Annotated in this window: 8 protein-coding genes and 2 pseudogenes; 3 read left to right on the top strand and 7 right to left on the bottom strand. The window is 69.1% G+C overall.

Annotated features, from left to right (window positions below):
- Positions 1-626: 626 nt before the first annotated feature.
- The 3 genes from VT50_RS07420 to VT50_RS07410 are packed head-to-tail and all read right to left on the bottom strand — an operon-like array spanning position 627 to position 4,627.
- Complete coding sequence (locus VT50_RS07420; RefSeq protein ID WP_206269362.1) at positions 627-2,672, bottom strand: hypothetical protein; 2,046 nt, start codon at positions 2,670-2,672, stop codon at positions 627-629.
- On the bottom strand, positions 2,669-3,862 hold the full coding sequence (locus VT50_RS07415) for a 5'-methylthioadenosine/S-adenosylhomocysteine nucleosidase family protein (RefSeq protein WP_046090553.1): 1,194 nt from the start codon (positions 3,860-3,862) through the stop codon (positions 2,669-2,671). The genes VT50_RS07420 and VT50_RS07415 overlap by 4 nt, the downstream gene beginning before the upstream one ends.
- Positions 3,863-3,868: 6 nt before the next feature.
- Entirely contained in the window at positions 3,869-4,627 is a 759-nt protein-coding gene (locus VT50_RS07410) for an NUDIX hydrolase (protein ID WP_046090552.1), read from the bottom strand.
- Here VT50_RS07410 and VT50_RS07405 point away from each other — a divergent pair.
- Positions 4,600-5,907, top strand: a complete 1,308-nt coding sequence (locus tag VT50_RS07405) for an amidohydrolase family protein (protein WP_338058311.1) — start codon at positions 4,600-4,602, stop codon at positions 5,905-5,907. The genes VT50_RS07410 and VT50_RS07405 overlap by 28 nt on opposite strands.
- A 331-nt stretch (positions 5,908-6,238) precedes the next feature.
- Here VT50_RS07405 and VT50_RS38325 read toward each other — a convergent pair.
- Together VT50_RS38325 and VT50_RS07395 are read right to left on the bottom strand one after the other, a co-directional pair.
- Positions 6,239-6,339, bottom strand: a pseudogene (locus VT50_RS38325) (transposase); the annotation flags it as partial.
- Between the two features lie 112 nt (positions 6,340-6,451).
- Complete coding sequence (locus VT50_RS07395) at positions 6,452-7,321, bottom strand: aldo/keto reductase (RefSeq protein ID WP_046090550.1); 870 nt, start codon at positions 7,319-7,321, stop codon at positions 6,452-6,454.
- A gap of 86 nt (positions 7,322-7,407) precedes the next feature.
- Between VT50_RS07395 and VT50_RS07390 the strand changes: the two genes are divergently transcribed.
- On the top strand, positions 7,408-8,109 hold the full coding sequence (locus tag VT50_RS07390; protein ID WP_053048848.1) for a TetR/AcrR family transcriptional regulator: 702 nt from the start codon (positions 7,408-7,410) through the stop codon (positions 8,107-8,109).
- Between the two features lie 698 nt (positions 8,110-8,807).
- Here the strand turns inward: VT50_RS07390 and VT50_RS07380 are convergent.
- The gene (locus VT50_RS07380) at positions 8,808-9,350 is read right to left on the bottom strand and encodes a class I SAM-dependent DNA methyltransferase (protein WP_046090548.1); all 543 of its coding nucleotides are present in this window, start codon (positions 9,348-9,350) and stop codon (positions 8,808-8,810) included.
- Between the two features lie 318 nt (positions 9,351-9,668).
- Positions 9,669-9,899 (bottom strand): annotated as a pseudogene (locus tag VT50_RS07370) (helix-turn-helix domain-containing protein); the annotation flags it as partial.
- Between the two features lie 109 nt (positions 9,900-10,008).
- Between VT50_RS07370 and VT50_RS07365 the strand changes: the two are divergent.
- Positions 10,009-13,425, top strand: coding sequence for a WD40 repeat domain-containing serine/threonine protein kinase (locus tag VT50_RS07365; RefSeq protein WP_046090547.1), 3,417 nt, complete (start codon positions 10,009-10,011; stop codon positions 13,423-13,425).
- Positions 13,426-13,512 lie beyond the last annotated feature (87 nt).

Below are 13,512 nucleotides of genomic sequence, written 5' to 3'. Positions count from 1 at the left end.
GCACGATCTCAGTCCCCACTGACAGCGCGGCCCCAGGAACACGAAAGAGAGTGACCTGCATCACGGGAGGTCCTGCGGAATACAACACAGCCGACCCCCTGCCTCCCGAAAGCCGCCTCTGCGATCGGACCTGCTCAATCGCCACATGGAGTCATCCGCACACGGCCCCTGCGGACACAAGCAGGATGTTCATCACCGACGCGATCACGAACGGCCTGCCCCCGCACATCGCGCAGGTCATCGCCGGCCACGATGACATCAACACCACGATGCACTACAACGCCGTCTATCCCAGCGCAGCCATCGCCGCCCACCAGGCGTTCATCGCCCGGCGCCGCGGCCTGCCGGTCATTCGGCAGCGAATGCGTCCACGAGCACGCCTGCGTCCGATGCGCGATGCTCCGCGTCGACACGCGCCAGCGGCCCGTCTGAAAGAGATCCGGGTCAACCTCATCGTGTGGACAGCTCTCCGTCATGACTGGCTGTCACCCTCGTTTTCGCGACACCGTGGCAGGGGGTGGCTCGGTGGTGCCCGTACTCGGCCCGTGGCGCCTGGGCCTTCAGGGAGCTGCCGTGCTCTCGGCAGCTCCCTGGCCGGCCGGCGTCCGGATCCGGTTCGGGAGGACTCAGTCGGTGCTGTCCGCGGGCGGTGGGCTGTCGGCGTTGTTCCGCTCGATCCACGCCTTCCCGTCGGCCGCGATGCCCTCCAGGAGACGGAACGTATGGGCGAAGCCGGCCGCGTCGAGGTTGATCTGCGAGAGGTCCCGGGCGTTCTCGTACGGTTCGAGCTGGTGGCTGTCGGCGTCCTTGATCCGGATGGTCCTGGCCGGGCCGTTGGAGAGGAGCAGCGCCATCTCGTAGCCGATGCGGTTGTCCTCGGTGACCTGCACGGAGGAGAACGCGTCGAAGCGGTAGTTGGTGCGTTGTTCGCCCGGGCGAGTGGCGCGGGCGAAGTCGACTTCGGTGCTGATCTCACGGATTCCGTTCCGTGTGGCCAGGAACAGCCGGAGGGTGTATCGGGAGTAGCGCCAGGGGCCGCCTCGGCGCCGTGCCCGTCGGTAGGGGCGTGCCGGTGTCGTCAGGATCGTATGGGCGATGATGTCGTACCAGGTGAGCTGGTGGTGACGGAGCACATCGGCGGTGAACAGGACCTTGTCGTGGCTGAGCCACGCCTCCATCTCGGCGTCGGAGGGCCGGATGGCTTCCAGTTGCTCCTTCCAGCGCTGGAACTCCTCCTCACGCGCGTACATCCGCAGGTGGTACTCCTGCGTCTCCTCGGCGTACCGCTGTTCCTCGCTGCGTATGTCCAGCCACACCGACGCTGCCCGGCGCCCGCTGCCGATGGCGCCGATGAACACGGCCAAGGTGAGGAGGCCGTGGAGCGCGCTCGCCGAGCCTGTTGCGGCGGTGACGGTGACGGCCAGGGACGTGGCGCCCAAGACGGCGAGGGCGAGCACGCAGGCGAGTTTCGTCGTCACCGGAGTCCGGTACCGCTGCCGGTGGGCGAACAGCGTGCCGTTGTTGTGGCGGTCCTTGGCGTCCCGGGCCAGGTAGCGGATCAGCCAGTTGACCCGGTCGACGCTGATCCTGCTCTCCCGGTAGAGGAACGCGACCTCGGCGGACAGAACGGCGCGGATGCCAGCGGTGTGGGCGAGCCATTCGGGCCGGGCCAACTCGTTCGGCAGGTACTCGCCGAAGTAGTGCTCGAAGGACTTGCGGACGCCGCTGGTGAACCCGTCCGCCGCGGGGGTCCCGCCGCCCGCGGATACGGGAGAGGGGGCGGCCGGGAAGCGGGTCGGATCCAGTACCGGCTCCTGGTTCGACGCTTGGCCCAGTTCCCCCTCCTTGGCCTGTAGCCGGTGCTTGTTGTGCCACCATCGCTGGCCGACCCGGGCGGCGAGGAATCCGGTGCCGAGCGCGATCAGCAGCTCGACGATCGCGGTCAGCGGCTGCGCGATCAGCGCCGCGATCCCGAGGAATCCCGCGGCGACGACGAACAGACCTGTCCAGGCCACCAGGCGAGGACGGTAACGGAAGGCGGTGCTCTCCTCGGGAGGCCGGGTCCGTGCCCCGATGGGATCGGGCTCGAAGTAGTACCGGACCCGCAGGGAACGGTCACCACGGAACTGCCCGGCCTTGGCGAGCTCGCAGATCTCGGCCCACAGAGTGGCCTTTGTCCGGCTGGTGAGCACGAGGTCGAGGTGGTGGACGATCAGGTCACGCTGGGGCGGTGCCAGATCCCTCAGCCGCTTCAGCACGGCGGCGGTCTCACTGTCAGCTTTGCCGGGCAGTGCCAGCAGATCGAAGATGACCTGCAGACCGGGTTTCCAGTCCTTGTCCTCGGCGTAGCCCTGCACGACGTCCCGCGTCCGCTCCAGCTGACGGCGCTCCTCGGCGCTGAGGTCGTGGTGGGCGCGTTTGCTGAGCATGGCGAGCGCCCAGTGGAAGCGGATCTGCGGGCCGTCGTGGTTGTGGGTGATCGCGTCCCAGATCAGTTCCCGCGCCCGGCCGGGTAAGCCTTCTTCCAGGCAGCGGACCCCGACCTCGTACTTCTTCTGGGGCGAAGCGTCCGGCGGGACGATGTTGATGGTGGAGTCGTGTACGTCCGAGGCCTGGAAGCCGACGAAGGAGTTATGCGCCTCGTTGTGTGTGGAGGGGAAACCCTCGGTCATGCCGGGTCACCCGCCGCCGCGATCAGGGACGCGAGACCGGCGGCCAGTTCCGGGTGGTCGATGAGCAGGCCCCGTAATTTCTTGAGCGCCATAGCTGCCTTCTTCAGAGGCGCCGGGGCGTTCGTGGTGCACTTCTCCGCTGCGCGCCTAGCGATGCTCAGCTCGGTCTGTGCCTCGTGGTAGATGTCCGTGTCGAGGGTCCCGTCGGCGTGGTGTCGTGTCAGGTGCTCACGGAAGCGGTCCAGCTCCGCGACCAGTTCCGTCGGGGTGGATGCCTTGGGGGCTGCCCCGCTGACGTGGACGGTGCTGCCGGTGACCTCTCCGGCCATGATTCCCACCGTGCTGGAAAAGGCCGTGTTGACGACGCTTCCGCTGCCCCTGCCAGTCCTGTCCTTCTGGGCCATGACGGTCGGCTCCTCCTCTTCTGCTTTCTCTGCCAGTTCTGCTTCCTTGATCAGTTCCGCGGCCAGCCTTACCGCGAAGGCCGCCGCGTTGGCCGCGGCGCGCGGTTGCCGCTCGCGGTCCTCCGCGCCGTTCTTCGTGCCGTCCGCCCGGTCGCTGATGCCGCGGATGACGCCGACCGGCAGGCCGCTGAGATGGCCGGCCTGTGACACGCCGGCGGCTTCCATGTCGATCGCGAACGCGTCGTTGTAGTGCTGCCGGAGCCATACGGCCTCGGCGGAGTTCCGCGAGTTCTGCAGGACCTCACCGGCGGCGATCGGGCCGAAGTGCACCTGCGGCACTTTCCCGTTCTCCGGTGCGTGGCCGGCCCGGTCCGTCATCCGGGCCAGATGCTGGCCGAGCTGGATGATGGGGTGCGGCGCCTCCCACACCCGGGGCCGCGCCTTGAGCCCGTCGTCCTCGCTGGTCGCGCCGTGGTAGGCGTACACGAAGGTGGCCATCACCACGTCGCCCAGCGCGATCGAGCTCCGCATGCGCCCGGCGACACCGACGAACAGCACGGCTGCCGGAGAGAAGTGCTCGATCGCGCGCTCCGCCAGTACTGCGGCCGAATGGTTCCCCTTGCTCGTCAGGCCGAGTGCCACACGGCACGACGTGCCCGGCACGGTCCCGACCTCGAACCGCGTCCCGCTCTTGTGTACGGTCACCTGCGGATCGGCCAGTTTCCGGTGCACGGCCTCGTATTCGAGATTGAGGGCGGTAAGAATCACCACCAGGTCATTTGACATGCATTCTCATTCCTTCCCGTTTTCCTCTGTTTGTTCTTCCACCTGCCGTTCCGCCGGTGTCGGCACGGGCCGGACCAGCGGAGGCGAGAGCACGGTGGTCGGTCCCGCGCGGAACAGGCGTGCGGGGCGCCCCACCGTGGTCCTGCGCCCCATCCCGGCAGGGACGATGAACCCGTCCACGGCCTGGATCTTCCGGTAGAAATTCCGGGTGTCGAGCGTGACGCCCCACACCGCCTCGTACACCTGTCGCAACTCGGCGATGGTGAAAAGGTCTCCGCAGAAGGCCGTGGCCAGTGCGGAGAACTCGAGTTTCGTACGGGCGCGTTCAATTCCGTCCCTCACGATCCGATCGTGATCGAAAGCAAGCTTCACCTCCCCGGAAAGGACCGTGTCCGTCGGAATCCATGAGGCATTCGCGGCATCCGTCCCCGCGACCGGCTCAGGAAGGCGCGGTGCGATCGCCAGATGCGCAACCGAGACGACCCGCCCACGCGGATCACGCCCTGGATCCCCATAGGTGGCCAACTGCTCCAGATGAAACTGCCGGGCATCAACAGCGGTCTCCTCTTCCAGCTCGCGGCGAGCGGCCTCCGGGATCGCCTCACCGGCGTGGTTGAGGAAACCACCGGGCAGCGCCTGCATGCCCGCGAAGGGTTCCTTGCCTCGCTCCACGAGCAGGACACACAGCCGCCCCTCACGCAACGTCAGGATTACAAGGTCAACTGTGAGCAGAACGGATGGCGGTGCCCAAGAATCATCACGCATGGTGCCGACCGTATCGGATTGCTGTCACATTGACAATATTTTTCCTCGATCTGCCCTCTGCGGCAGACCACCTCCACGACGCGGACGAGCGAGAACCGGGCGAGTGGCCCCCGCCACCGACCGACTGGCAGGCCCGCCCTCCGCCGTCATCACCATCTACGCCCGACTCGTCAACCTTCACCGAACCGGACCGTGAGCGGCATTGGAGCCACTTCACCAACCACCGGCCCCACCAAGGCACCGCGCTGGAACGCCAACTCGACAACAGCCGCACATCGCACCGCTTACCGATCAGCCTCCGCTGCCGGGCTGACGGCGTGCGGCCGTCTCGACGACGGTTGAGCACCACGCGAGGTCCGCGGCGTCGCCGGGCGCCTTGGTCATGGCATCGAGCCAACGTTGACGGACCAGTGGGCGCAGGAAGCCTGCGTCGCCGCCGCCGCGCGGGGGATCACCGGCATCGTCGACTTCGAGTACGCCGGCAACATCGCGGACTGGATCCGCCGAATGAACGGCGCCGCAGTGCCGCTCCGAGTAGCGGCCTCCATCTGGCCGCCGCACCTGGAGGCGGCGATCAGCCGCGGACTCCGTACCGGCCAGCCGCTGAACAGCCGGGCGGACTGCTGGAGGTCGGGCCGTTCAAGCTGTTCACCGACGGTTCGCTCAACACCCGCACCGCGCTGTGCCACGAGGCGTACCCGGGCTCGGACCCCGGCGAGCCCGGCTCCCACGGACTGGAGATGCTGTCCCCGCGGGAGCAGGTGTCCCTGCTGCGCCGCGCCTCCTCCCACGGGATCGAACCCGCCGTACACGCGATCGGGGACCGCGCCAACGAGATGGCCCTCAACGCCTTCGAGACGGTGCGCGTCACCGTGGGCATCCAGCCCACCCATGCGGTGGACGACCGGGACGTCGCCGACCGACACTGGGCGGGCCGGACCCACCGGGCCTACGCCTTCGCCGACCTGCTCGCCGCCGGGGCCGTCCTGGAACTGGGCTCCGACGCCCCCGTGGCGCCGCTCGACCCCTGGCTGACCGTGGCATCCGCCGTGACCCGAACCGACGACGAGCGCCCGTCATGGCATCCGGAACAACGGATACCGGTGGCGGACGCGCCCGCCGGTTCATCCCAGGGGCGGCGGCTGATCCGGGTCGGCGACCGGGCGGACCTGGTGGTGACCGACGGCGACCCGCTCACCGCGGACGCCCGGACACTGCGCGAGATGCCGGTGCTCGCCACCATGCTCGCCGGTGGCTGGACCCACGGCCCGTCGCTCTGACACCCACGGCTTCGCTAGGGGGTACTGGCGCACTACTTGTACTGGGTGATCTGGATCAACCGTCGCGAACAACGCCGAGATCCTCGTGCTTCGTCATGAGGTCGCTGTGCTTCACCGGCAGATCGAGCGGCCGAGGCTCATGGGCTGATCCTGCCGTGCTCCCTGCTCTCGCCCGGCACCTGTCCTCCGCGTTTGCCCTCCGCGTTACGCCGCCATCGGCTGGTCACCCCAGGCCCGTTGCTGACCCGGCAGCCCGCCCCGGGACCGGCCGAGTGCCCGCCAGGCCGCCGAGCGTTCCGAATCCGCCAGTTCGTCCCTGCCGACGGCCCCTCTGCCGATGATCCCGCCACGGCCGCCCACACCGTCAGCCCGGGGAAGCAGCGGCTCTATCCGCTCCCACGCCACATCCGTCAACTCACCACGACCCGTCACGACATGCGTCGCCCCGAACGGCGACATGGGCGTCGTCACAGAACCCGAAGATCATTCGTCGGGTGCGGCCGACGCCGATGACGACATCCCCGGGGCCCTTGTTCAGCGGTGGCTATGAGTGGGTCGGTGTGGGCCGGTCGAGGACCGCTTGCGACTCGTCGACGAGTGCGGTCAGGCGCGCGACCTCGGCGTCGGTCAATTGTTCGGCAACTTCGGAAGCTGCGATGTTGGACCGCAGGTGGTCGGGATTGCTCGTGCCGGGGATGACGACGATGGAGGGCGAACGGCGCAGCAGCCAGGCCAGTGCGATCTGGGCCGGTGTGGCACCCAGGCGCTCTGCCGGGCCGGTCAGCTCTTGGTGGCCGCCGAGCCGTCCGGCGGCCAGCGGGAAGTAGGGGATGAAGAGGATGCCCTGGGTCTCGCAGTCGGCGAGGACCTGGACACCGCTGCGGTCAAGCAGGTTGAAGCGGTTCTGCACTGCCGCGATGCTGGTCGTCTGCTGGGCGCGGGCCAGCATCTGCGGGGACGCGCCGGACAGGCCGATGCGGCGGATCAGCCCCTGGTCTCGTAGCTGGACGAGTGCACCGAGCGACTCCTCCAGCGGTACGTCCTGGTGCGCGCCGGGTGAGTCGCCGACGAGTCGGAGGTACGTGAGCTCGCTCGCTTCCGTTCCCATGTCAGTAAGGGCCTCATGGACCTGCCGCCGGACCGTCTCGGGGCGGCCGTCGACGACCCAGGACTTGTCCGGGCCGCGCTCCGCACCGACCTTGTTGCCCACGATCACCCCCGCGGGGATCGGCCCCAGCGCCTGCCCGATCAGCTGGTTCACCGTTCGTGGCCCGTAGGCGTTCGCGGTGTCCAAGAAGGTCACGCCCAGCTCGACGGCCAGGCGCAACACCCGCCGCGCGGCCTCCGGGTCGTCCGGGAACCCCCAGACCCTGGGGCCCGCGAGCTGCATGGCTCCGTATCCCACACGATTCATCGAGTTCTCCTGCCGTATCACTGCAACGCAAATATCAGTATCACTGAACGCATCAGTGATACGCCCTGTGCCGTAGCATTGCAACCGTGGATGATGCGAAGACCCGCAGTCGCCGGCAGATCCTGGAAGTCGCAGCCGAGCTCTTGGAACGGAGGGGCGCCCAGGCGCTGTCCACCCGCGCCGTCGCCGCGGCGGCAGGTATCCGGGCCGCCTCCTTGTACCAGCTCTTCGGTGACAAGGACGGGCTGCTTTCGGCGCTGGCCATCCACGCCTTCGACCTTTACCTGACGCAGAAGCACACCTTGTCGTCGAGCGGCGACCCGGTCGACGACATGCGCCGCGGATGGGACATGCATGTCGACTTCGGCCTGGAACACCCCGCCCTCTACCTGCTGATGTACGGCACCGACCGCCCCGGCCGGCGCCCACCTGCCGCGCAGAAGGCTCAGGAACTCCTCATGACGTTCCTCGGCCGCGCCGCCACCGACGGCCGCCTGCGAGTACCGCCCGTCCTTGCCGCCCACCTCACACTGGCAGCGGTGACCGGCGTCACGCTCACCTTGATCGGCATCCCCGAGGGCGAACGCGACCCGGAGGTCTCACCGCGCATGCGGGAAGCACTCATCGACGCCCTGACCACCGACACGAGTCCGGCCCCAGACTCCACCCTCGCCGCTCGCGCCCTCGCGCTGGATGCCACCCTCAGCAGGGCGGATCCAGCTACCGTCCCACTCCGCCCCGTCGAGACCGCACTCCTTCAGGACTGGCTCCAGCATCTCGCCCACTAGGACGAGCCGGACCCTCGCAGGCCATTTATCAGACACGACCCAGCGGGTTCGCGACTGCATCTCGCTGGAACAAGGCCCCGCAGGTCGCCTTGTCGTCATCACCACTCGTGGGTTGGTGAGGCGAGTCCAGCCCGGCCGCCGGTTGTCGTGAGTACCGCTTTGGCCTGCGCAGATGCACTACCGTTGGACCGCTGCAAAACGGCCCCCGAAGCTGAGCATCACCACCTCACCAACCTGCGACTGCACCGTCGGGTCCTCATCCACCCGAGAGAGGTCGCAACGCGAGGAGCAGCAGCCGCTCACCGATCTCACCGAGTCCTCTTCATCCCTGCGAGGGGTCACAACGCCGCGGCCCGCTGCGCCACAGGGGCGGGCTCATTCGCCCGCGTCACTGTGCCGTTCGGAAACTCATCGCTCCTGCTCGGGGGCTGACGCGCCGTTACAGTCTGCTGGCACCCTGTCTGGCCTGTCGACGAATTCAGGGCGGCCTGGTCCGGCTCGGACACCCGGTCGGCCCTACGACGATCTCGAAGATCCTTTCCACGGCGGGCTCCCTCCCCTCCGCCAGGAGCACCCGACGTCCATGGTCACCCCGTCCGCTCACCGGGTTCTGCGCACCCGAATACCCGGCCGCGTGATCAACCAGTACAGATACGCCGCCTGACCAGGAACGACGGGCTTCCGAACGGCACAGGTCATCAGGGCTTGCCATGCACGGAAACGGCGTACTTCCCATCGCTGTAAGGGTCGCGAGCCCACGTCGCGTACCTCGCTTCAATGGTGAGTCCCGCCGCACGGCAGTGCGCGTCGTAGTCCTCCAGGGCGTAACCACGGTCCAGGGCGAAACCCGCGACGAGACGCCCAGCCGGACGCACATGAGCCGCCGCCCCAGCCACCAGAGCCGGTTCCGTTCCCGGCGGGGTGAACAGAGGGACATTGCCCGCCAGCACCACGACATCGAAGGACAACCCCAAGTCGAGGTTGATCAGATCCCGCAAGTACCAACGGATCCCCGGGGCCAGCCGCCGGGCAGTGGCGAGCATCGACTCGTCGGTGTCCACACCCGCCACATCGATCCCGTGACGGGCCAACTCGATGGCCACCCGGCCAGTGCCGCAACCCGCATCCAGGACCGTGGTGGGCCGGAAGGACCGGACCAGCGCGGCCTCACCGTGGACATCCCCTCCCTCGGCGGCGATGCGGTCGAACCGCGACTGGTACTCATCACCGTTCCACACCATGCGGCCAGACTGTCACATGCGCGGATGCGCGCGACCATACGGGCAGCTATGAGCTCACCAGATCCAAACCGGATGTATCGGCACCTTCGCCGGTTTCGCCCGCGCTCAGCTCGCCACCGGCCGCGGCCGCGTCACCGTCCACCGCTGCCTCGCCACACCCTCCAGCGCGCTCGGCGACGCCGTCCGCCAGCCCCGTCTCGCCCACACCCCCGCAAAGCCATCCGTCCTCCCCGCCCACCGGCCGCTGAGCGCACCATCTGGACACCAGAAGAAGCCGCCCGGTTCCTGCGCCACTGCCACCACACCGACCCCCTGAACGTCAACGGCGAGAAACGGCTCGCCGACCACGGTCGCGGGGGTTGCCCCGGTGAACGCCATGACGTCCCGATGCAGGTGGGACTTGTCGGCGTTGCCGGCGTCGGCCGCGACGCGGGCCCCGCCCTCATCCGCGACCAGGCGGTGGACGGCATGGTCGAAGCGGACCAGTTTCACGGCGCGCTCCCGCGCCCCCGCGGTGAGCCTGAAACATCGACACCAGGATCGGCGACGTCACATACTGACCCTCATCGAAATCTGACAACGGGGCCTTCTGCGTCCGGGGCTTCCAGGACGGCGACTTCTGCCGCAATCACGATGAGGAATCGCAGTGAACGCACCTATGTCACCGACCGTTTGGGAGACCGGCGAGACCGTCGACGGCCGGTACCGGGTGATCGGCGAGCTCGGCCGGGGCGGGATGGGCGTCGTGCACCGGGTACGGCATCTCGCCTGGGGCATCGACATGGCGGTGAAGAGTTCGCGGCCCGAGTTGTTCCGGAGCCCCGGCGATCAGGAGCTGTTCGTCAGGGAGGCCGAGACATGGGTGTCCCTCGGGCTCCATCCGAACGTCTGCGCCTGCCATTACGTGCGGGTGATCGACGGTGTCCCCCGCGTGTTCGCCGAGTACGTCGACGGCGGCAGCCTGGCCGAGTGGATCGGCGACGGGCGGCTCCACGCCGGGGACGCGCGGCAGGCCCTCGCCCGTGTTCTCGACACGGCGGTCCAAGCGGCCCGTGGGCTCGAGCACGCCCACGGCAGAGACCTGGTGCACCAGGACGTGAAGCCAGCCAACATTCTGCTCGACGGCACGGGCACCGCGAAGATCACCGACTTCGGTCTCGCCCGGTCCAAGGCCACCACGACCCCGGCCGATCTCCAAGTGGCGCCGGGCGTCAGCGTGTTGGTACCGACCGGCGGCATGACGGTCGGCTACGCGTCCCCGGAGCAGCTCGCGGGCGAGCCCGTCGGGCGGCGCAGCGATGTCTACAGTTTCGCGGTCTCGGTCCTGGAGATGTTCACCGGCGGTGTGCATTGGGCGGCTGGTTCGGTCGCGGGTCTCGCGCTGGAGCAATACCTGGCCGACCCCTCCAATCCGGTCGCGGCGCCGCCGGAGGTCGCCCACCTGCTCCGGCGCTGCCTGCGGCAGAACGCGGCCCACCGGCCGGCCTCGATGGCGGACATCGCGGATGTACTGGCCGGGATCTACGAGCACACCACCGGCTCGGCGTATCCGCGTCCCACGTCGCAGGCCGCCGATCTGCGCGCCGACGAGCTCAACAACCGTGGCCTCTCGCTGCTCGACCTGGACCGGGCCGCCGACGCCGGGCAGGCCTTCGACCAGGCGCTCGCGGTCGACCCGCACCACGTCGGGGCCGTGTACAACGGTGGCCTGTTCCGGTGGCGTACGGGGGCGATCACCGATGGGGAACTCGTCGCCCGGTTGGAGGCGATCCCGCCCGGCTCCGGCGCGTCCTCCTGGCAGCTGCGACTGCTTCTGGCCCGGGTCCACCTCGAACGCGGCGACCTCGCGGCGGCCCGCGACCTGCTCGACGCCCTCGCCCGCGAACGGCCCGACGACACCGACGTACGGGCGGCGCTGCGGGTGGCGGCCTCCGGAGGCGTGGCCGATGCCCGCCACACCGGCACCCGCGAATTCCGCGAGCCGTTCGCGCTGCCGTTCGCGCCGGTGAAACTGCTCGCCCGGCACGAGGTGATGGGCTACCTTCCGATCCGGTTCGCTCCCGACGGACGACTCGCGCTGAGTGGCCACTGGGACGGCGTGCTCCGGCTGTGGGACACGGCGACCGGCGCACAGCGGTTGGCGGTCAAGGGCCACCGCACACAGGTGCTCGGCGTCGACCTCACCCCCGACGGCTCGTACGCACTGTCCACGAGCCGCGACGGCACGGTGCAGTTCTGGGACCTCAGGGCGGGCAGGTGTACCCGCGCCATCCGCTCCGCCGCACGCGCCACGGGGTGCCCGGTCAGGTTGAGCGCCGACGGTCGCATCGGTGTGTGGCAGGGTGCGGACGGGCGTGTCCAGGTCTGGGAACCGCGGACCGGGACCTGCCGGTGGTCGCTCGGGGAAGCGTTCAAGGGCAACTACCTGGACGGCTCGCAGTACGAGGTGAGCGCCGACGGGCGCCATGTGCTCACGGCCGAGGAGGACGGGGCGCGGCTGTGGAGTGTGGCCGACGGCCGGTGCCGGGTGCTGGCCGCGGGCTCCGCGACGCACGCGCTGTGCTTCAGCCCCGACGGACGGATGGTCGCGGTGGCCGGCGAGGACCGGGTGATCCGGTCGTGGGATGTGGGGGACGGCCAACAGGTCCATGCGATGCGTGCGTTGACGGGACTGACCGCCGCGGCCAGTCACCTGGCCTTCGGCGACAGTGGGCGGCTGCTGCTGTCCGGAACGACGGGCGACCACACCGTTCAGCTCTGGGAGCTTGAGCGTGGCCGGTGTCTGCGGACCTTCACCACCGACGCGTACGGAATGCACCACGTCGGATTCCCGGACAGCGACGACCGGTTCGGCTGTTCCGTCGGCGGGCATCCCGAACTGCCCATGCATCGCTGGCGGTTGCCCGATACCGACTACGCCGCCGAGCCACACGTGTTCAAGCCGCGCGAGTACGCGGAGGTCAGCCGGCTGAGCGGAATGGCCGGGGAACTGCTCGCCGACGCACGCCAGGCCATGTCGAACGGCCGACACCGGTCGGCCCTGGCCCTGCTGACCCACGCACGGGAGATACCGGGATACGAGCGCGCGCCCCAGGTCCTGGCCGCCTGGCACGAACTGGGCCGCTCGGCGCGCCACGTACGGCTGCGCTCCGCCTGGTCGCGGCCGCTGGACGCCGGCCACCTCTCCTACGGAGCCATCACCGCGATCGGTGTCGCCGCGGATGTGCGGCTCGCCGTCAGCGGGCAGAGTGACGGCACGGTACGGATCTGGGATCTGGACAGCGGCGCGTGCACGCGTGTCCTCGACGATCACCCGGGCAGGGTGGGCGGGGTGGCGTTGAGCGACGACGGCCGGCACGTCCTGTGCGAGGGCACCAAGCCACTCGCGATCATTCGGCGGCGACTGGCAGACGGCGAGTGCCGCCGGCTGACTCCGGACTGGGACATGAGGCGGACCATCATGTTCACCGGCGACGGACGGTACGTCTGGCTCGGCGGCGGCGACGGTGTCCTGCGTCGATGGGACCTGGACGACGACCGCTGCGTCACGACGATCACCCGGAACGGCCCGGTCAACGTGATCTCCACGTCCGCGGACGGGCGGCTCGCGGCGGTCGGCGACAGCAATGGCGTGGTCCGGCTGCGGGATCTCGACACCGGAGCCTGCCTGCGGACCTGGACCGGCCCCGGGGAACCGATCCTGTCGGCGTGCCTGAGCGCCGACGGCCGGCTCGCCATGTCCACACACCAGGTCATGTCGTCGGGCGGCGCCAAGGACGAACCGATCCGGCTGTGGGACGCCGGTACCGGGCGATCCGTACGCGAGTTCGCGGGGCACGAGGGCTGGGTCTCCGCCGTGCGGTTCACACCCGACGCCCGGTTCGCCTTCTCGGCCGGCCACGACAGATCCGTACGGATGTGGGAGGTGGCCACCGGCCGATGCCTGCACGTGCTCGAAGGGCACCAACAGCGCATCCGGCACCTCGAACTCACCCCCGACCTGCGCAACTTGGTGTCGGCGGGAGACGACGGCCTGCGGCTGTGGGACCTCGACTGGGAGCTGGAGGCCGACTGAGCGGAGCGCGATGTGTACTGTCCCACGCCGCGGACGGCACGCTCACGTTCACCGTCTCGCCCCCCGAAACCCTCCCTCACCCACAAG

This window comes from Streptomyces antioxidans, assembly GCF_000968685.2.
In the GTDB taxonomy this organism is placed as follows: domain Bacteria; phylum Actinomycetota; class Actinomycetes; order Streptomycetales; family Streptomycetaceae; genus Streptomyces; species Streptomyces antioxidans.
The sequence above is the reverse complement of the archived record's forward strand: the minus strand, read 5'-3'. Positions and strand labels throughout refer to the sequence as shown.

Coding starts and splice junctions, on each gene's coding strand:
- VT50_RS07405 (WP_338058311.1), top strand. CDS start 4,600: ATGGCGGTGCCCAAGAATCATCACGCATGGTGCCGACCGTATCGGATT.
- VT50_RS07420 (WP_206269362.1), bottom strand. CDS start 2,672: ATGACCGAGGGTTTCCCCTCCACACACAACGAGGCGCATAACTCCTTC.
- VT50_RS07410 (WP_046090552.1), bottom strand. CDS start 4,627: ATGCGTGATGATTCTTGGGCACCGCCATCCGTTCTGCTCACAGTTGAC.
- VT50_RS07380 (WP_046090548.1), bottom strand. CDS start 9,350: ATGGTGTGGAACGGTGATGAGTACCAGTCGCGGTTCGACCGCATCGCC.
- VT50_RS07395 (WP_046090550.1), bottom strand. CDS start 7,321: ATGAATCGTGTGGGATACGGAGCCATGCAGCTCGCGGGCCCCAGGGTC.
- VT50_RS07365 (WP_046090547.1), top strand. CDS start 10,009: ATGTCACCGACCGTTTGGGAGACCGGCGAGACCGTCGACGGCCGGTAC.
- VT50_RS07415 (WP_046090553.1), bottom strand. CDS start 3,862: ATGTCAAATGACCTGGTGGTGATTCTTACCGCCCTCAATCTCGAATAC.